Origin of the sequence: Streptomyces sp. NPDC046977, assembly GCF_040644455.1 — a bacterium.
Taxonomy (GTDB): domain Bacteria; phylum Actinomycetota; class Actinomycetes; order Streptomycetales; family Streptomycetaceae; genus Actinacidiphila.
The window spans coordinates 90,828-107,058 of record NZ_JBEYWO010000019.1 but is presented as its reverse complement, the minus strand read 5'-3'; the positions used below and the strand labels follow the sequence as shown (position 1 = coordinate 107,058).

At 70.3% G+C, this 16,231-nt stretch carries 25 protein-coding genes; 2 read left to right on the top strand and 23 right to left on the bottom strand.

The window, feature by feature from the left end; genetic code table 11:
- Nucleotides 1-7 precede the first annotated feature (7 nt).
- The 23 genes from ABZ883_RS26395 to ABZ883_RS26285 all read right to left on the bottom strand — a co-directional run bounded on the left by ABZ883_RS26395 (nucleotide 8) and on the right by ABZ883_RS26285 (nucleotide 13,189).
- On the bottom strand, nucleotides 8-232 hold the full coding sequence (locus ABZ883_RS26395) for a hypothetical protein (protein ID WP_360910191.1): 225 nt from the start codon (nucleotides 230-232) through the stop codon (nucleotides 8-10).
- Entirely contained in the window at nucleotides 226-501 is a 276-nt protein-coding gene (locus tag ABZ883_RS26390; protein WP_360910189.1) for an HNH endonuclease, read from the bottom strand. The genes ABZ883_RS26395 and ABZ883_RS26390 overlap by 7 nt, the downstream gene beginning before the upstream one ends.
- A 17-nt stretch (nucleotides 502-518) precedes the next feature.
- Nucleotides 519-980, bottom strand: a complete 462-nt coding sequence (locus tag ABZ883_RS26385; RefSeq protein WP_360910187.1) for a hypothetical protein — start codon at nucleotides 978-980, stop codon at nucleotides 519-521.
- Between the two features lie 187 nt (nucleotides 981-1,167).
- Nucleotides 1,168-1,344, bottom strand: coding sequence for a hypothetical protein (locus ABZ883_RS26380; protein ID WP_360910185.1), 177 nt, complete (start codon nucleotides 1,342-1,344; stop codon nucleotides 1,168-1,170).
- 152 nt (nucleotides 1,345-1,496) lie between these two features.
- Nucleotides 1,497-3,566: an FtsK/SpoIIIE domain-containing protein gene (locus tag ABZ883_RS26375; RefSeq protein ID WP_360910183.1), complete on the bottom strand. Its 2,070-nt coding sequence runs from the start codon at nucleotides 3,564-3,566 to the stop codon at nucleotides 1,497-1,499.
- A gap of 16 nt (nucleotides 3,567-3,582) precedes the next feature.
- Complete coding sequence (locus tag ABZ883_RS26370) at nucleotides 3,583-3,897, bottom strand: DUF6251 family protein (protein ID WP_360910371.1); 315 nt, start codon at nucleotides 3,895-3,897, stop codon at nucleotides 3,583-3,585.
- Nucleotides 3,898-3,968: 71 nt separating this feature from the next.
- Nucleotides 3,969-5,123, bottom strand: a complete 1,155-nt coding sequence (locus ABZ883_RS26365) for a hypothetical protein (RefSeq protein ID WP_360910181.1) — start codon at nucleotides 5,121-5,123, stop codon at nucleotides 3,969-3,971.
- On the bottom strand, nucleotides 5,120-5,311 hold the full coding sequence (locus ABZ883_RS26360) for a hypothetical protein (protein WP_360910179.1): 192 nt from the start codon (nucleotides 5,309-5,311) through the stop codon (nucleotides 5,120-5,122). Before ABZ883_RS26360 ends, ABZ883_RS26365 begins: the two co-directional genes overlap by 4 nt.
- On the bottom strand, nucleotides 5,308-5,682 hold the full coding sequence (locus ABZ883_RS26355; protein WP_360910177.1) for a hypothetical protein: 375 nt from the start codon (nucleotides 5,680-5,682) through the stop codon (nucleotides 5,308-5,310). The genes ABZ883_RS26360 and ABZ883_RS26355 overlap by 4 nt, the downstream gene beginning before the upstream one ends.
- Nucleotides 5,679-5,942, bottom strand: a complete 264-nt coding sequence (locus ABZ883_RS26350; RefSeq protein WP_360910175.1) for a hypothetical protein — start codon at nucleotides 5,940-5,942, stop codon at nucleotides 5,679-5,681. Before ABZ883_RS26350 ends, ABZ883_RS26355 begins: the two co-directional genes overlap by 4 nt.
- A complete protein-coding gene (locus ABZ883_RS26345; RefSeq protein ID WP_360910173.1) occupies nucleotides 5,939-6,121 on the bottom strand; it encodes a hypothetical protein in 183 nt (60 codons plus the stop codon). Before ABZ883_RS26345 ends, ABZ883_RS26350 begins: the two co-directional genes overlap by 4 nt.
- The gene (locus ABZ883_RS26340) at nucleotides 6,118-6,276 is read right to left on the bottom strand and encodes a hypothetical protein (RefSeq protein WP_360910171.1); all 159 of its coding nucleotides are present in this window, start codon (nucleotides 6,274-6,276) and stop codon (nucleotides 6,118-6,120) included. The genes ABZ883_RS26345 and ABZ883_RS26340 overlap by 4 nt, the downstream gene beginning before the upstream one ends.
- A gap of 101 nt (nucleotides 6,277-6,377) precedes the next feature.
- Nucleotides 6,378-6,593 carry a winged helix-turn-helix domain-containing protein gene (locus tag ABZ883_RS26335; RefSeq protein ID WP_360910168.1) on the bottom strand — a complete coding sequence of 72 codons (216 nt, stop codon included), beginning with the start codon at nucleotides 6,591-6,593 and terminating at the stop codon, nucleotides 6,378-6,380.
- Between the two features lie 95 nt (nucleotides 6,594-6,688).
- Nucleotides 6,689-7,336 carry a hypothetical protein gene (locus tag ABZ883_RS26330; RefSeq protein ID WP_360910166.1) on the bottom strand — a complete coding sequence of 216 codons (648 nt, stop codon included), beginning with the start codon at nucleotides 7,334-7,336 and terminating at the stop codon, nucleotides 6,689-6,691.
- Nucleotides 7,333-7,509 (bottom strand): hypothetical protein, encoded by a 177-nt coding sequence (locus ABZ883_RS26325; RefSeq protein WP_360910164.1) that lies wholly within the window; start codon nucleotides 7,507-7,509, stop codon nucleotides 7,333-7,335. The genes ABZ883_RS26330 and ABZ883_RS26325 overlap by 4 nt, the downstream gene beginning before the upstream one ends.
- Before the next feature lie 62 nt (nucleotides 7,510-7,571).
- On the bottom strand, nucleotides 7,572-8,015 hold the full coding sequence (locus ABZ883_RS26320; RefSeq protein WP_360910162.1) for a hypothetical protein: 444 nt from the start codon (nucleotides 8,013-8,015) through the stop codon (nucleotides 7,572-7,574).
- Between the two features lie 112 nt (nucleotides 8,016-8,127).
- The gene (locus ABZ883_RS26315) at nucleotides 8,128-10,911 is read right to left on the bottom strand and encodes a helix-turn-helix domain-containing protein (protein WP_360910160.1); all 2,784 of its coding nucleotides are present in this window, start codon (nucleotides 10,909-10,911) and stop codon (nucleotides 8,128-8,130) included.
- Between the two features lie 84 nt (nucleotides 10,912-10,995).
- On the bottom strand, nucleotides 10,996-11,421 hold the full coding sequence (locus ABZ883_RS26310) for a hypothetical protein (RefSeq protein ID WP_360910158.1): 426 nt from the start codon (nucleotides 11,419-11,421) through the stop codon (nucleotides 10,996-10,998).
- Nucleotides 11,418-11,618, bottom strand: a complete 201-nt coding sequence (locus ABZ883_RS26305) for a hypothetical protein (protein WP_360910156.1) — start codon at nucleotides 11,616-11,618, stop codon at nucleotides 11,418-11,420. Before ABZ883_RS26305 ends, ABZ883_RS26310 begins: the two co-directional genes overlap by 4 nt.
- Nucleotides 11,611-12,018 carry a hypothetical protein gene (locus ABZ883_RS26300; RefSeq protein ID WP_360910154.1) on the bottom strand — a complete coding sequence of 136 codons (408 nt, stop codon included), beginning with the start codon at nucleotides 12,016-12,018 and terminating at the stop codon, nucleotides 11,611-11,613. Before ABZ883_RS26300 ends, ABZ883_RS26305 begins: the two co-directional genes overlap by 8 nt.
- Nucleotides 12,015-12,626: a hypothetical protein gene (locus ABZ883_RS26295; RefSeq protein WP_360910152.1), complete on the bottom strand. Its 612-nt coding sequence runs from the start codon at nucleotides 12,624-12,626 to the stop codon at nucleotides 12,015-12,017. The genes ABZ883_RS26300 and ABZ883_RS26295 overlap by 4 nt, the downstream gene beginning before the upstream one ends.
- A gap of 12 nt (nucleotides 12,627-12,638) precedes the next feature.
- Nucleotides 12,639-12,965 (bottom strand): DNA-binding protein, encoded by a 327-nt coding sequence (locus ABZ883_RS26290; RefSeq protein WP_360910150.1) that lies wholly within the window; start codon nucleotides 12,963-12,965, stop codon nucleotides 12,639-12,641.
- Nucleotides 12,962-13,189, bottom strand: coding sequence for a helix-turn-helix domain-containing protein (locus ABZ883_RS26285; protein WP_360910148.1), 228 nt, complete (start codon nucleotides 13,187-13,189; stop codon nucleotides 12,962-12,964). Before ABZ883_RS26285 ends, ABZ883_RS26290 begins: the two co-directional genes overlap by 4 nt.
- 151 nt (nucleotides 13,190-13,340) lie before the next feature.
- On the opposite strand from ABZ883_RS26285, the gene ABZ883_RS26280 reads away from it, so the two are divergent.
- Both ABZ883_RS26280 and ABZ883_RS26275 read left to right on the top strand, forming a co-directional pair.
- Nucleotides 13,341-14,606, top strand: coding sequence for a hypothetical protein (locus ABZ883_RS26280; protein WP_360910146.1), 1,266 nt, complete (start codon nucleotides 13,341-13,343; stop codon nucleotides 14,604-14,606).
- A 33-nt stretch (nucleotides 14,607-14,639) separates the two neighbouring features.
- Entirely contained in the window at nucleotides 14,640-16,211 is a 1,572-nt protein-coding gene (locus tag ABZ883_RS26275; protein WP_360910144.1) for a tyrosine-type recombinase/integrase, read from the top strand.
- The last annotated feature ends 20 nt before the right edge of the window (nucleotides 16,212-16,231 follow it).

Here is a 16,231-nt window from a genome sequence, read left to right as displayed (position 1 = left end):
AGTCGGGTCAGCTGCGGAACGGCAGGGTGCGGAGGTCCGGCTCCGTCATGTGCGTGTAGATGTCGTCTCGGATCTCGGCGGGGTCGGTCCAGCCGGACGCGTAGCCGCAGTTGCAGACGAGGATGACCTGTCCCGTCCAGCGCTTGCCGGCGCCGGTGACGAAGCCACCGGCCGGGGTGGACTCGGTCTGTCGCATGAGCTTGGCGTTGTGGTCCAGTGCCATGGTCACCATCTCCGTGAGGCTTGTTGGGGGCGTTGTGGGCTCGTGCGGTTGCCTCGGGCGCTGTTGCAGCGGCGGTGTGCCGGGCGGGCGTTGCTCCGGTCGAGGAGGTCGCCACCGCGGGACAGCGGCACCTCGTGGTCGAGGGTGAAGCTGAGCGGGTGCCGGGCGTCGAGGTCGTAGCCGATGTTGTGGCCGCAGAGCCAGCAGGGCAGGCGTTGGGAGCGGAGCCAGTCGACGAGGCGGCGGTAGGGGCGCCCGTTGCGGGGGTTGCCGGCCACGGGCGCCCTCCTGTCGGTCAGCCCTTGCCCATGAGGTCGTTGGTGACCTGGTCGATGGCCTTGTCCATCTCGTCCGTGGTCAGGTAGCCGCAGGCGTCCTGACCGGCCGTGGCGTCGAGGGTGCTGGAGTTGTCCTGCAGCTCGCTCTCGATCCAGGTGCGGCAGTCGGGGGTGATGTCCAGGGCGTCGGCGGGCGCGCTCGGGAACGCGCTGTTGAACTTGTCCTCGACTGCCTTGGAGGCTTCGGGGCTCTTGACCCAGATCTCCATGGCCTCGCCTGCGAGGCGTTCGAGGGTCTTGCCGTCGACGCCGGCGCACGCAGCCGGGCGGCCGCCTGCCGGTTGGGCGCCGGCGGCGTCCTTGAGTTGCTGGACCATGGCGGTCTTGCAGGCGGCCACGTCGGGCTCGGAGCTGCTGCAGGCCGCGGTGAGCGGTGCGAGCAGCAGGGTGGCCGCGGCGGTGGCGGTACGGATGCGCATGGGGTCCCCCGGGTGTGTGGCTGAGGGGGCATCATGTGCGGTCGCTACGGGCCGTGTCTGCCGTGTCGCTGAGCTGTGACATGCCGAGGGCCCCGGCTCGGGTGAGTCGGGGCCCTGTAAGCGGCCTGATCACCTGCTTTTGGGCATGGTGATCTCCCGCGAGTGTTACACCCGTGAAGGATGGGCGTCAAGCGCTCCTGAGCTGCTGGAGTTCGTCGAGGTCGATGAGGTCGCGGCCGGCGTGGTCTTGGCCGTGTTTCTGGAGCTTGCCGCGGTGGATCCAGACGCGGATGGTGCCGGGCTTGACGTCGGCGGCGAGGGCTGCGGCTTGGGTGTCGGCGAGGCGGCGGCGCGGGGTGCTCATGCCTCCCATAGTGCCGCCTGGGGCCGGTTTCCGGGGCGTTGCGGCAGGGACCGAAACCCGAAACTGTGCAGGTGGGGCCCGACATCGGGGGCGAAACCGGTTTCGGGCCGGGGTGAAACCACGGGCCCTTCCCGAAACCGGCTCGCGGGGTCCTACTCGCCGTCCTCGGCAGCCGGGAGATCCGCGTACCGCAGGCCCTTCGCGCCGCCGCAGCACTCCCGGATCGTGAGCTGCCGGGTGGAGACCTTGAAGGGCTTCAGCGCGACGCTGAGCGCGGTCGAGGCCTCGCCGACGGGCAGCTCGGTCCACGGGCGGTACAGGTCGGCCCGGTACGCGGCCAGGGCTTCCACCAGGCGGTGGGAGTGCACCGCCTCGATGCCGTCGGGCCAGACCGCGCGGACGTGGTCGACGACGGTCTCGACGTCCTGCTCCTCGACCTGGGCACCGACGGACTGCCCGGACAGGGTGCCGGCCGCCGTGCGCAGCGCCAGGGCGCGCTTGGCGATGTCCTCGGCCTCGGTCTGCTTGATGAACGCGGCCCGCACGGTGATGCCGTCGCGGCCGCGGGCGAGGATGCCGGTGCCCTGCTCGTCGATGCTGATGTCGGTGGCGCGGAGGCCGCGCTCGTAGGCGCTGGTGCCGAGCACGTTGTTGTTGGCGCGCCAGTCCATGACGGCGAGGCACAGGCGGGTGCCGACGCTGCTGGACACGGAGGTCGGCAGTGACGGGGCGTCGGGGTTCTGGGTGAGCAGGATGAGGATGATGCCGTAGGCGCGGCCCTTCTTGATCAGGCGGGTGGCCAGGGCCGCGGCCTCGTCCTTGTACTCGGGGTGGGTGAACAGCTCCTGGACCTCGTCGATGACGATGACGCGCGGGCCGAGGTGCTGGTCGGGGTAGCGCTCCTGCAGCTGGCGGGTGACGCGGCGCCCGTCGGGGACCTCGGCCGCGGGCAGGGCCTTGATGAACTTCGCCCGGCGCTGGTACTCGGCGATGCCGGAGCGCATGCCGGCGAGCGCGGCCTCCAGGTCCTCGTCGTCGTCGCCGGAGACGTAGCGGTGGCAGATGGGCTTGACCGCGTCGAGGTCGCCGGAGCCCTTGAGTTCGTAGATCCACAGTTCGGCCGTCGGGTCGAGGGCGACGCCGAGCACGATCGCGAGGGCGCACGAGGTCTTCCCGGAGCCGGGAATGCCTCCGACCAGCAGGTTGGAGTACATGAGGGTGATGTCGATCAGGTTGCCGCGGGGGTCGAAGCCGTAGGGCAGGGGCTGGTAGACGTCGGCCTGGCCGTCCTTCATTAGCGGCCACAGCTTGCGGCCGGCCTTGGCGGGGTCCTGTTGGGCGACCCACAGGACGAGGCGGCCGGGGTGGGCGCTGCGGTCGCCTTCGGGCCACACGGTGGAGATGGGGCGGCGCATCGCGGCCGCGAGAGCAGCGCGCTTCTCGAGCACGGCTGTGGCCTCGACGCCTGCGGGCAGGTCGACTTCGGCGCGCCAGCCCGGGCCGTCGCGCATGACCTCGGCGGCGAACTCGACGCCGCGGCGGCCCTTCTTGCCCTCGATGCCGATCGCGGCCAGGGCCTCGAACACCTCGGTGGAGTCCAGCGGGCGCATGTGGCGGACGGACACGTACCGGGTGATCAGGGGCCTGTCGGTGCTGCGCCCGGCGAGGCCGAGGGCGGCCAGGGCGGTGACGCCGGCCATGGCGGTGTAGCCGGGCACGATGAACGCCGAGACGGTGGTGGCGATGGTGGTCGCGCTGGCGATGCAGAGGGACAGGATGCGGCGCGGCCGGATGCGCCGGGACCGCTCCTTGGACAGGGCGAGCCAGGCCTCGATGTCGGCGGTGGTGGCGGCCTTGGCCTCGACGGGGCGGGCTTCGGCGTCGACGACCCACCGGAACCAGCGCACCGCGAGGCGCCAGGCGCCGACCGGGGACCGGCCGATGAGGCGCACGAGGTACACGGGTACGCGGACGGTGTGGAAGGCGGATACGTGGGCGACGTACCCGGCGGTGTACTTGGTGGCGGTGACGAACTCGGTGGGGACGCGGAGCCAGGACGGGAGTACGGGCGGGGCGTCCTTCAGGTACGCGCGGCGCTCGGCGATCCACGAGCCCGGCTCGGCGGCGGTCTCGGGCAGGTCGACGGGGCGGGGCACTTCGACGGCCTCGGCGTACTCGGGTACGTCGCCGTCCTTGACGAGCTTGAGCATGGTCTCGGTCATGGGGTGTGGCTCCCGATCAGGTACGGCGGCGGAGGAGGCCGCGGCGGCGGGCGGCGCGGGCGGTGCGGTTGCTGCCGACGGCGCCCACGACGCTGACGATGGCCCAGGCGCAGACGGCGACCATCACGGCGAGGACGGCGAGGCTGGCCGCGATAGACGCCATGGCGGCGACCAGCAGCGGACCGAAGTAGACCGCCGCGGCGACGGCACCCGCGCCCATGCCGGCCCCAAGGGCGACACGCTGCAGCGTCCTGTCCGGCGGCGCCTCGTGGATGTGAACCACCTGCGGAACCGTTGCCGTCTGAGCAACGGTTGCCTGCTGCTCGGGCAGCGGCGTCGGCTGGTAGACGGGCGCGGGCGCGGTGGGCGCGTGGTTGGAGAACTGGTAGCGGCGGGGCGTGGTCACGGCTGACCACCTCCGCCGACGATCTCGGTGCGCAGCGCAGCCGCGTCGCGGCGGGACAGGCCGAGTTCCGTCTGCAGAGTCTGGATGGTGACGCGGCGCCGGGTCGACCTGACCGCCTCACGGTCGAGCTTGCGGGCCTCGCGCCGCAGGTCGGCGGGGGTGAGGGTGATGGTCTCGGTGACCACCTGGCGGGGGGTCTCGGCGGGCAGGGCGGTGGTCACCTTGACGTCAACCAGTCGGCCAAGCACCTCGTCCCACTCGTACAGCGACGGGGGCAGTTCGGTGACCGGCGGGATGACCACCGGTGGCGGAGCGGCCGGGGGAAGCTCGGGGAGCGGCTCGGGCCGGGCGACGATCGGCAGCGGGCGGGCTCCGGCCGGGACGACCGGCGGCGGTGGCGGCACGGGCGTGGCCCGCTCGATGGTCACCTCGGCGACGACGCCGGCGGCGTCGGCGAAGTGCTCGGCCAGCGTGGTCACCTCGGGCTCCGGCTCGGCGGCCGGGAGCTCCGGGAGCGTGCCGCCGTACATGCCGGCCAGCGCTGCGTCCGCTCCATCGCGGAGCCGGTCACGCTGCACCTCGACCAGGCGCGCGCCCAACTCGGTGTCGCCTACGCCAACCCGCTTGGCCAAGCGCCAGGCCGCGCGCTCCGACAGCTTCCGCGCCCACTCGCTGGGGTGGTTCGCGGCGCGGGCCTGGTGGTAGGCGAGGCGCTGCACCGTGGCGGCGTTCCGGCGTTGCGCCTCCGCGTCGACCCCCGTGCGGTGCACGACGATCCGCCGGGCCAGGAAGCTGATGCCCTCGGCGGCCGCGGTCATCGCCAGCGGCGTCATGCCGTAGACGACGGCCTCGCGCACGGTCGGTGCGATCGTGATGCCCATGACCGCGGCCGCGGACGGCAGCAGCCACAGGGCGGCGCGGACGACGGTGGGCGAGGCCTGGCCGAGCATGGTCACGCCGATCATCACGAGCGCGGCCACGAGGGTGGCGCCCTCGCCGGCCGCGACGACGCCGAGCGCGGTCTGCGAACGGTGCAGCACCGAGGTCGCGTTGGCGTAGGTGCCGATCGCGCCGGCCACGCCTACGCCGATCATCGGCAGAGCGGCGAGGACGAGGACGGCGATCTGCCCCTTGGTCAGGGTCCGGGTCATCGGGTCCACCTCCGGGTGGCGCGTGCGAGGCGGGGGTACGCGGCGAGGCCGGCGAGGAACGCCCAGACCGCGGGCTGTGCGGCGGCCGCGACGAGGACCGCGGCGACCAGGCCGAGGGCGGCGGCGAGCACTCCGGGGGCGAGCAGCCAGAGCAGGCCGAGCAGGGCGCCGAGCAGGATGGGCTTCATCGCTGGTCCTCCCCGAGCTGGATGGCCAGGCGGCCGGCCATGTACCGGACCCGGCTCGCGTGGAGCATCAGCGTCTCGGCGAGGCGGTGCAGGTCCGCGACGGTGTGCGGGTAGAAGTCGTCGCTGATGCCGACGTTGACGAACACGCTGGTGCCCGGGGGCAGCTCGGTGAAGGGGCGCGACTCCAGCGCGAGGGACAGCAGCCGGGGGCGGCCGCGGGAGGTGAGGACGTCGAGGACCATCTCGGGGCCGCGGTGGGTGATGTCGACGCGGTAGCCGCCGGCGGGGTGGTCGCCGGCGCACCACATCGGCTCGTCGATGGTGACGTCGCCGTGGTCGCAGGTCGGGATGGTGACCGTGATGGGCTTCATGCCGTCGCCCCGTCCTGCCGCGGCGTGTAGGTGACGGGGTTCTGGGTGGTCCACTCGCGGAGGCGTTCGGCGCGCTCGGTGAGGGTGAACAGGTCCGGGGCCCTCAGCAGGCTGGAGAGCTGGATCCGTACGTCGGACGCGCGGCTCCGGACGAGGTCGGCGAACGTGTCGAGGTCTTCTGTCTCGGCCGGCCTGGGGACGGTGAGGGCTTCGACGGTGGCCTCGATGAGGGCGCGGACGTCGGGGGCGAGGTCGCTCATGACGCCACCGCCTTCGTACCTTGCGCGACCTCGTCGGCCAGGCGCTCCAGCTCTTGGGCCTGCTGCTCGCAGCCTGCGGCGCGGTACTCGCGCACCTTCTGCTCGATCCACGCGGCGACGTCGGCGCGGATCTCGGCCTCGCGCTCCGGCGACAGGGGCTCGGGGGCGGTCTCGCTCATCGCTGCACCGCCGGGGTGATGCGGCCGGTGATGCCGGCGGGGGTGGCGGTGATCGTGGTGGTGCGGCCGTCGCGACGGCGGATAATCCCGGCCGCGACGAGGCGGCGGGGCGGGCGCTCGCAATCTTCTACTGCGGCCGCAATAGACTTCAGCACAGCTGAGTCCCTCCTGGTCAGATCAGGAAGTGGATGAGGTCAGGCCCTGGGCTCGGTGTTGGTAGCACCGGCCTGGGGCCGTTCAGTTGTGAGGTGCAGCCCTATGGCTGCGGCTGGTTCTTCTCCAGCGCCTTGATGACGCGGTTCACGGTGGCCCGGCTGACGCCGAGCTCGCGCGCTACGGCCGCCTGGCTACCGAGGACTTCAGCGCCGTCGAGGAGGGCGTGGGCCCGGTCGGCGGTCGCTTCGAGGTATGCCTGCCAGGCTGCGGCCTGCTGTCGGACGGCTTCGTCATGGCGCTCTTTCCACGTGGTCACGTCCCTCCCTCTACCGGAAGCGGTGACTGCCCCACAAATGTAACGGGGGGACGTGACGTCCGTCAAGGGGGGTAGTGACGCACGTGTTGCGGCGATCATGAAGCCCCCTCGAACTGCCCCTGGGCCGCCTTCAGTTCCAGCCACCGCTCCGGCCGCCAGTCCGTCCCGCACCACGAGCACCGAGCCACGGTCTCCTTCGGCATCAGCCGGACCACGGCCCCGCAGGCACCCTCGTCCACCGCCGCCAGGCAGAAGCCCAACCGGCGCGGACGCTCCGCCGGATCCAATGGGGACACCACCGACAGCGCCGCGCCCCGCAGCACCCGCACATCCTCGGCGAGGCCGTCGATGTCCGGGTACTTCTCGCACGCCCACCACAGGTGACTGCCCAAGAACTCCACCGTGGCGGTCAGCGCCTGCTCCGCCGTGCCGCGGAACCGGGCCATGGCCCCGAGGCCCAGAACGCGCCGCCACTCCTCCTCACGGGCCTCCAGGGCCGTCACCATGCCGCCCCAGGCACGGAGGGACAGCGCGTCCTCGTTCACGGGCAGGTGCCGATCCCGGCTGCCCGACACGAACTCGCCAGCCGGCGCGGTCCCGGGGACCATGGCGGCGCCGAGCTGGCGGTAGAGGTCGGGCAGCTCGCGCAGGTGCGCAGAGAGCCGGGCCTGGCAGTCGCGGCACGCGAAGCGCGCCGTCTCGTCCGGGCCCAGCTCCTCGCAGCACAGGCCGCAGCTGATCACGAGTCCGCCTCGGCGTCCTTGGCGAGCAGCTGCCGCGCGCGCTCGATGGCCTTGCGGTCACGCCGGTTATCCACAGCCCGGTGCACAAGCACGGCGGCCATGTGGATAAGCAGCATGTATGCAACGCCGGCGCCGAAGCCCCAGAGCAGGATGCTGATCTCGTGCTCGGACATGTGGTCCTCCTTGTGGTGTCCTGGGTGGGAGGCCGGGCCTGATACGGACAGGCCCGGCCGGTTCACGCGGTGGCGGGCGCCGCGGCGCCGTCGCTGCCATGACGCTCTTCGGCCGGCAGGAACACGCGGACGAAGTTCGCGCCGTCGCACGGGTCGCAGGCGTAGCCAGTGGCGTCAACGGTGAGCGGCACGCAGTCGCCGTCCGCGCGGATCTGCCAGGCCAGCACGGGCTCAGAGAACGTCCGGCCCTCGTCCTCGTCGTCGCGGTACTCGACGCGCCACCCGCCTCCGGGGATGGCGGCGACCACAGGCGCGAGCGCGACCGGGACGAGGTCGGCGAAGTTGGTGTAGCTGTTGGCGTCGCGCAGGTGACCGGTCTTCTCGTCGACGACCTGGGCGGTGCCGTTGTCGTCCCAGGCGACGACGGGCTTGGTGGTGAAGTGCTTGCGTCCGTTGTTCTCCTGGCTGTAGCGGGCTTCGTAGGGGACGTGCTGTGCGGGGATCATCTGTGCTCCTTCAGGTGGATGCTGACGAGGTAGTTATGGGTACGGGAGGCCCGGATGTTTCACCGCGGCCTCGAAGTCCTCGAGCGTGTCGAAGGCCTGGCAGACCCGAACCTCATCCGGCCTCGGCGTAGTAGTCGTCGGGCTCGTCGAGTGGTGCACCCCAGAGGTCGTCGTCGGGTGCGGCACGCGGCCGCGGCGGCTCAGGCGGAGGCGCAGGGGATGCGGCAGGCTCTCCTTGGCACGAAGTGTGTGCGGCACCCCTGTGGTGGGCCTCTGACGTGCCCTTCTCTTGATCCAAGTCCTCTCTTTTTTGGGGGGTTGGGGTTTCAGAACCAACATTTCGTGCCAAGGGCGGCTCATCGCCTTCGCTCGCACGTTCGGATGTGCGCTGCGCGCGCAGGACGCTCACCACGAGCTCGGCCTCCTCGCCCAGCGCCCAGGGGTTCGACGCGGGGAAGCCGGTGTCCTCGGACTCCTCCTCCTTCTCGTCGCGCTGGCACCTGGTGAGCTCGACGACCTCCATGTCCTCCAGCGCCCGGCGCGCCACGTGGCGGTGCAGGCCAGTGAGCCGGCGGATCTCGGAGACGGTCAGTGCCTCGCCGTTCGCGAGCTGCTGGAGGCAGGCCAGGCGCGCCTGCGGCACCGTGTCCAGCGCGCACTGCCCGGCGATGGCGAGTACCTCGTCCCTGGGAACGCCGAGGGCGAGCAGGGACTTGGCCAGGGCGACAATCTGCCCGGTGACGCGTGCGGGCTCCTCGATGACGGGGATGCCGTCGATCTCGCGCCGGCCGTAGGCGTGCCTGGGCACGGCGGCCCGGCCGAGGCAGGTGAGCATGGCCGCATCTTCGAGCTGGTCGTACATGTCGTCGTCAAGCTCGATGTCCCGGACGCGGTCCCGCGCGGCGCGAACGAGCAAGGCGGCCCGGCGCCGGGCTTCGGCCTGCAGCTGCTCGATGCCGTTGACGGTGCGGCGCTTCCTGACGGTGGCCTTCTTGTGTCGGTTGTCGGTGTCGGGGAGGCGGCAGTACAGCCAGCGGGGCCCGAGGGCGTCGGTGTGGGACGAGAAGTTGTCGATGGCCGGGGTGACCGCGGCGAGCAGGGTGAGGCGGCCGGTCCAGGTAAGCGGCTGGGGAGAGTTGCCGACCTCGCGCACGACGTGCCCGTCGTAGGCGCGCCGCAGGAGGGCGAAGAGAGTGTCGCGGCCGCCGCGGTCGGAGGTGGCGAGGACGGTGGAGAAGTCGCTGATGGAGACGAACGCGCGGGATGGGATGCGGGTGAGGATGCCGGTGGGCCGCGGGTTCTTGCCGGGCATCCAGGAGAGCAGGGCGGGGCCGGTGATGTCGTCGACGTACTCGTCGGCGATGCCGTCGAGGCACTTGATCGCCTCGGTCTTCCCGCCGGACGGCGGGCCGACAAGCATCCCCCACAGCGGGTCGCCGTCGAGCTCGGAGGATACGGAGACGGCGAGGGAGAACTTGATGTGCCGGTCGCTGGTGAGGTGGACGTAGGTCTTGAGCTGGTCGAGGAAGTCCTCGCGGAGCTGGTCGATGTGGCTGTCCGAGGTGGCGGCCGGCTCCTCGGGCGTCGGCTCCCGATCCTTGTCCCCGGTCTGCTCCTCGGTCTCCTCCTCGACGGGCTCCTCGTCCGGGTGCTGGCGCGGCGCATCGGTGCGGTCCTGGCGCGGGACGCCGAACTGATAGCGGGCCTCCCCCGCCTGGCGGATCTCCGCGAGGACCGGAGCCGGGAGCGCGTTGGCCGCGGGGCTCGCCTCTGGGTTGCCGTGGGCAGCGCGCAGGATGTCCTTCGCGGCCGCGGACTCGTCACCGCGGTGGTGCAGCGCGGCGAAGAGCTGGCCTGATGAAAGGACCCGTCCGACGAACTCGTCTGGGAATCCCGGGAAGTTGTCGGTGCGGATGGTGACGGCGGCGCCGCCTTTGTGGACGGCGATGCCGTCGATGGAGTTGCCGGTGCCCCATCCTGGGCGAAGCCAGCGCTGGCAGTCGGGACCGCAGTAGCTGCAGGTGCCTGGGTACTGCTCGTGGTACGTGGCGCCCGCGAAGGTCAGGATGTCGCCGGCGCACGCGTGGTCGCCGAGGATCTGCAGCGGGCCGGGCCCGGCGTACAGCGGGGTCTCGCCGGAGGACCTGCTGCTGCCCGCCTTCGGCGCGGGCTTGGGCGGCGGGGTGCGCTTCTTCGGCTTGGGCTTGAGCTGGGTGGCGAGCTGCAGCATGTCGTCGAGGGCGTACCGGGGGCCGTCCTGTTCGACGATGCGGCACATGGCCGGGGTCCGGCCGGGCTTGCGGTTGACGGAGCCGGGCAGTCGGAGCACGCGCGCCAGGTCCTTCACGCCCGTGCCGTACTCCAGGCCCATCTGTGTGGCGCCCAGCTTGAGGATGTTCTGCCAGTCCGCGGCCAGCTGCACGGCGGTGTCGAACTCGATGTCCTCGCCGACGACGAGCGGCCGGTTGAACTTCCACCAGGCGTACAGGCCACCGCCGGAGTTGTGGACCTCGGTCGGCTCGGGCAGCTTGGCGAAGCGCGGGATGTCGCGGGCCTCGTCCGCGGTCTCGGGGAGCCCGGTGGTCTTGTGGCCGGCGTTGCCGTAGTCGATGTCGGACCACATGCCGATGAGGGCGCGGGAGTCGCGCGCGGTCCCTCGGCTGCCCGGGGGCAGGCGGCTGCCGATGGTGGTGACGCGGGCGTAGATGCCCTCGGCCCCCGCCCGGTCCTCGGCCAGGGCCCACTGTGCGGCCCGGTCGAGGTCAGCGGTCTGGATGCCGGTCCAGTCACGCGTGGAGGACACGGCGACGAGGCCGGCGTCCCCGGCAAAGTGCGTGGCGAGAAAGCCCCGGACGATCTCGGGGTCTGCTGCCAGCGGCTCAGAGGTGGTGTTCACGAACGCTGCTCTCGATTCCCGTGGTGCCGGTGGTGTTCGTGAGTGCGGGGCACGCCGCCTTCCCGACGGCGTGCCCCGCATCGGCTACCCGGTGGGCCGCAGTCGCCGGAACTGGTCGCGGGCGGCATTGAGCTGCTGCATGGCGACGGTGTCGCCGCCCCCGTCGGGATGGAGGACGGGAACGAGCGCCTTGTACGCCTTGGCCGCGAGGTCCTGACCGAGGGCCGTGTACATGGCGTCGGCCCAGGTGCTGGCGGTCCGTGAAGTACGGGGTGGCGGTGTCTGCTTCTCCTGCCGGGCGCCCGCGCCGTGGGTGGTGCGCACGGTGAAGCCTTCGGCTTGGAGCTGCTGTCGCAGCGTGTCGACCGCGTGGAGCTGGACGATCCAGCACTTGGCGTCGCTGTCCCAACGCCGCCATGTGCGGGGCAGGTCCTTGATGACGTCCTTCGCCTCGAAGGGGCTGTGCACCTTGGCGTCGAAGGGGCCGACTTCGATGTGCACGCTGCTCATCGGGCGCCTCCCGTGGCTGCGGCCGCCGCGGCGCAGCGGGCCCGGTGGTCGGTACGGACGCCCGCGGTGAAGGCGGCGACGTCTGCGGCTCCGAAGACGGGGCCTTCCTTGGCGCGGCAGAGCAGGCATTCGTAGCGGGCGCGGACGCCGTCGAGGTCGACGAAGAGGGCGCCGGTCACGGAGCGCCAGTCAACCATCGCTGCCCTCCTTCGTGGCCATAGCCAGGCGGTGCCGGAGCAGGTCGAGTTCGTCGAGGACGTTGGCGAGCGCGGACGCGCACACCCCGTCGACGGTGGTGTCCTCGCCGATCGGCCGGACTCCGTTGAGCGCGTCCTGCAGGATGTGCTCGTCGTCGCCTTCGAGGTACGTCTTCACCTCGGCCGCGGCCTGGTCCAGCCGCGCGGCCCGCTCCTCGTCGTGGAGGCGGACGGCGTACGCGGTGAACAGGGCGTCGAGGGCTTTCGCCTGCTCGATGGGGTGGAGGGCGCGCCAGGCGCGGTGTCCGATCTCGACGACGTCGACGCCGCCGGGCTGTTCGCGGTGCATCGCGGCTTGGGCCTCGCGGAACGCGGCGAGAAGGAGTGCGTTGTCGTTCACGGCCGGGCTCCGGCGGTGCCTGCGAGGACGGCGAGGACCTGCTCAAGAACGACGTCCGGGTCGTTGCTCGCGATCACGAGGTCGATCCACTGGTCGACGAACGCGACCGGCGCCGGCCGGTCGGCGTACTCGTTCCGCAGGTCGAGCAGCAGGGCGACCTGCTCGCGGGACCGGGCGTTCAGCTTGAGCGCGGCGCGGATCTTCTTCGCCTGCTCGGGCATGCCCTGGGCGTCGGCGCCGATGGCGACCACGCGTGCGGCGTCGGTCAGGATCGCGTCGTTTTTCTGGCCGGCGAGCCTGCGGGCGAAGATGTCGAGCGCCTCGGTCTTCGAGATTCCGCCCTCGGGGCGGGCCTTGGGGGTGACGATCTCGACGTCGTTGATGTCGCGGGCGGCGAGTTCCTGGCGCAGCATCTGGTGGGCCAGGAACTCGGTGACCTGGGCCGGGTCGAATGCGGCGCGGGTGCGGCCCTTGAAGATGCGGAAGACGACCTTGCGGCCCGGGTCGAGCGGGGCCTGCTCCAGTTCGACGCGGTGCGGGGTGGTGCTGCTCTGGTCCTGCGTGGGCTGCGTCCCGGCAGCCTGGGGGCTTACGATGCTGTTGCGCACGTTCTCGGTCCCTTACTTAGCGGTCTGGGTGTGGATGTGCTCGACAGGAGGCGCCGGCTCGTACCCGGCGCCTTCGTCGTTTCCGGCGCGCGATCCCGCCTCGTACGCGGGACCGGCGCCGGCCTCCTTGGGCTCAAGGCCCAAGAGCTTCCAGATCTCGACGGTGCGGAAGTAGCGCTTACGCCCGAGCTTGATCAGCTCCAGAGGAAGGCGGCCTTCTGCGGCGAGCTGGTAGATCGTGGATTCGGCCTGCCCGGTCATGCGGGCGAAGGTCGGGATGTCGGTGAGGGCTGACTGGTGGGCGAGGATCTCGCCGATCGGCATCGCCGGGGCGCTCATGCCGACGCCTCGACCAGGCTGTCCAGCCACTCGTCAACGGCGCTGCGCCGGGCACGAAGGTGCTTCCCCACGCGAACCCACGCCGGCCCGAGGCCTCGCGACTTCCACCCGTAGATCGTGGACTTGGGGATCTGAAGCTCATCGGCGAGATCGTCGACGGACACCCAGCTGTGAGTGCAGGACCCCGTACGCACCGCGCCGCGGACCTGCTCTTTCGTTGGCATCGTTTGCCGTCCTCAAGAGTTTGGTTCCTGTCGCTGCACAGCTCAGCACGGACGTCCCATCAGTGTCAAGCGTTTCATCCTGGACGCTGCATCTCGGACGATCTGGCTGCCGCGTCTGGCGTTGAACGCTGCACACCCCTACCGTGTGTGCATGGGCAACAACGGCAAGCCAAGGCCACTAGTGGCAATCATCGGGGAACGCATGAAGCAATTCCGCGAAGATCGAGGACTACGGCAATCGGACATTGCCGCAGCTGCTGCAGAGTGCGGCCTCTCTTGGGGGAGGTCGAGCGTTGCCGCGTTGGAGGCCGGGACCAGGAACCTCAGTATCGGCGAGCTGTTCATGCTCCCCTGGGTGGTCTTCACTGCCGGCGGCTGGGATAAGCCCATCCTGCCTCCCGAAGAGCACGTCACCCTCTCAGGCTCAATCACCTCGACCCCAAGCGGTATGGCTACATCGCTGGCGATGCTATTGGAGCCGATCGGGGGCAAGGGTTCTACTGCACCACTTCGCGTACAGAGAATGCTAGGCGAGCAATATTCTCATGCCGAAAGCGCACCCATCCAACCACCAGCCGTCGACGATGGACTTTCTTCCGCTCGGCTTGCCGCCGAAGATGCGGCCTGGAGGCACATCTGCGCGCTGACATACCCGTTCATCGACTACGACGAGGCAGGCCGACAAACGGCAGTCGAGATGGAATTGACCACGAAAATTGCCGCCAGGCTGGAACTGCCGGACGGGCAGGTAGCTACATGGCACCACGTAATGGTCTTCTCGTGGGGACTTTGGGGGCGCTCAGCTGGGGCGGAACGGGACGCGAGGGCTGAGCTTGGGAAGCATTCAACCGCGAGGTCCCTCCAGAGCGCGCGGGGTCACGTCACGCGCGACTTGATCGCCGAACTGGCGGCCGAGGCTGCCGCCAAGTGGCCCGTCGTCCAATCGGTGCTCGATCAGATGGCACCCTACTGGGGCGATGTTGAGGAGTTGTACAACTGGTACCAACGCCAGTATCGAATCGCCCGAGACACCCAGGCGGCGGCTCGAAACCTCGCAGCAGGGTCGGAGTTCCAAAAGGATCTGCGAGCCGTATCCCTTCTTCGACAGATCGGCGTCGAACTTAAAGACGCCCGATTGGGCAACAGTCTCTCTATTCAGGATGTCGTGGAAATCTCCGGACTCAAGGAATGGCAAATCGTCAGCCTCGAAGAGTCCGAGTATGTTGCCACGGCAAACTTCGCAAATACGCGCAGGCCCTTGAGGGTCTATTCGCTCTCTGTTGGACTCGATCCGCGGGATATTCTGAAACGATATGATGCGGCAACGAGTGATTTTCTGGCTAAATCAAGGGGAATCGAAGCTTCTTCGGGTCAGGGCCTGTCTGCAGGAACTGCCTCAGGTGGCGACGAAGTATAAAGGTGCGATATCTCACCGAAGGAGGCATGGACCGTGAAGGGTTCGACGTACCGCCGGTGCTACTGCCGCGACGAGGACGGCAAGCCGTTCGGCAAGGGCTGCCCGAAGCTGACCAGCAAGAGGCACGGCACTTGGGCGGTACGCCAGGAGCTGCCCCCGCGCGAGGACGGCACTCGCCGCTCCTTCTCCCGCGCCGGCTACACCGCGGCGAAGGACGCGCAGGACGTCCTCGACAAGGTCCGTGCCCTCCTCGACATCCCGGACAGCGACGACGCCGAGACCCAGGTCCGCATCGGCGACCTGCTCGAGACGGTCTCGAAGGACAAGAACGCGCCCCTGCCCGACCTCGCCGAGACCCGGCGCCGCCTGGTCCACGGGCAGAAGCTGACGTCGACCATGACGGTCGGCGACCTGCTCGACGAGTGGCTGGAGGCCAAGCGGAAGTCCCGCGCGGTGACCACCGTCAACAACTACGCCTCGCGGGTGGAGTACCACCTGCGCCCCGCGCTCGGGCACCACCGCCTGGACCGCCTGAACGTCGGCCACTGCCAGACCTACTTCGACGGCATCGACGACGCCAACGAGGTCATCGCCGCGGAGAACACCGCCCGCCGCGAGCAGGAGGCCCGGGCCACGTGGGGCAAGCGCTCCCGCCCGCCGGCCGCCGAGCGCGAGCGCCTGGCCGCAGAGCGGGCCAAGCTCGACGCGATGCCCCCGCATCGGAAGCTCACCGGCCCGGCAACGAAGCTGGAGATCCGCAACACGCTGCGCTCCGCCCTGAACTTCGCGATCCGCCGGCAGTACATCACCTTCAACCCGGCCGCGTTCGTCGAGGTTGGCACCGTGCGCCGCGCGAAGGGCGTGCTGTGGACCGAGGAGCGGGTGGCCCATTGGATGGAGACGGGCGAGAAGCCGAGCCCGGTCATGGTCTGGTCGCCCGTCCTGCTCGGCCAGTTCCTCGACGCGGCCGAGTCGCACCGCTTGTACTGCCTGTTCCACGTCATCGCTCACCACGGCCTGCGCCGCGGCGAGGCGGTCGGCCTGGACTGGGTGAACATCAACTTCAAGGCGCGGACGATCGGCGTGGCGCGGGAGATCGTCGTCGACGGCTGGAAGCCCGTGGAGACGGCCCCGAAGACCGAGGGCTCAGCGGCGGACGTGAAGGTCGACCGTGCCACCGTGGAGGCGCTGCGGGCGCACCAGGAGCGGCAGGCCGCGGAGCGTGCCGGGCGGCTTGCGGACGGGCTGCCGTGGACGGACACGGGCAAGGTCTTCGTCCAGGAGGACGGCACCTGGCTGCACCCGGACTCGGTATCGGACGCGTTCCGGGAGATCGTCGAGGAGGCCGACCTGCCGCCCATCAACCTGCGTGACCTTCGTCACGGGGCGGCCGCTCTGGTGAAGGCCGGCGGCGGCGATCTGCACGACGCGAAGAAGAAGCTCCGGCACTCCACGATCGTGCTCACGTCCAACACGTACATGGAGCTTTTCGAGGAGTACGAGGACGAGTTGACGGAGAAGGCGGCCGCGGCCGTACCGAGGGCCCGGAAGCCCGCCGTTGACACCGGCGCTCACGCATCGCTCACGCAGAAGCCCGGCGAGTAGATCACTCACCGGGCTTCATA

Coding starts and splice junctions, on each gene's coding strand:
- ABZ883_RS26290 (WP_360910150.1), bottom strand. CDS start 12,965: ATGAGCGCCCCGGCGATGCCGATCGGCGAGATCCTCGCCCACCAGTCA.
- ABZ883_RS26320 (WP_360910162.1), bottom strand. CDS start 8,015: ATGATCCCCGCACAGCACGTCCCCTACGAAGCCCGCTACAGCCAGGAG.
- ABZ883_RS26355 (WP_360910177.1), bottom strand. CDS start 5,682: ATGAAGCCCATCACGGTCACCATCCCGACCTGCGACCACGGCGACGTC.
- ABZ883_RS26395 (WP_360910191.1), bottom strand. CDS start 232: ATGGTGACCATGGCACTGGACCACAACGCCAAGCTCATGCGACAGACC.
- ABZ883_RS26360 (WP_360910179.1), bottom strand. CDS start 5,311: ATGAAGCCCATCCTGCTCGGCGCCCTGCTCGGCCTGCTCTGGCTGCTC.
- ABZ883_RS26385 (WP_360910187.1), bottom strand. CDS start 980: ATGCGCATCCGTACCGCCACCGCCGCGGCCACCCTGCTGCTCGCACCG.
- ABZ883_RS26350 (WP_360910175.1), bottom strand. CDS start 5,942: ATGAGCGACCTCGCCCCCGACGTCCGCGCCCTCATCGAGGCCACCGTC.
- ABZ883_RS26310 (WP_360910158.1), bottom strand. CDS start 11,421: ATGAGCAGCGTGCACATCGAAGTCGGCCCCTTCGACGCCAAGGTGCAC.
- ABZ883_RS26285 (WP_360910148.1), bottom strand. CDS start 13,189: ATGCCAACGAAAGAGCAGGTCCGCGGCGCGGTGCGTACGGGGTCCTGC.
- ABZ883_RS26325 (WP_360910164.1), bottom strand. CDS start 7,509: ATGTCCGAGCACGAGATCAGCATCCTGCTCTGGGGCTTCGGCGCCGGC.
- ABZ883_RS26380 (WP_360910185.1), bottom strand. CDS start 1,344: ATGAGCACCCCGCGCCGCCGCCTCGCCGACACCCAAGCCGCAGCCCTC.
- ABZ883_RS26365 (WP_360910181.1), bottom strand. CDS start 5,123: ATGACCCGGACCCTGACCAAGGGGCAGATCGCCGTCCTCGTCCTCGCC.
- ABZ883_RS26345 (WP_360910173.1), bottom strand. CDS start 6,121: ATGAGCGAGACCGCCCCCGAGCCCCTGTCGCCGGAGCGCGAGGCCGAG.
- ABZ883_RS26375 (WP_360910183.1), bottom strand. CDS start 3,566: ATGACCGAGACCATGCTCAAGCTCGTCAAGGACGGCGACGTACCCGAG.
- ABZ883_RS26305 (WP_360910156.1), bottom strand. CDS start 11,618: ATGGTTGACTGGCGCTCCGTGACCGGCGCCCTCTTCGTCGACCTCGAC.
- ABZ883_RS26280 (WP_360910146.1), top strand. CDS start 13,341: ATGGGCAACAACGGCAAGCCAAGGCCACTAGTGGCAATCATCGGGGAA.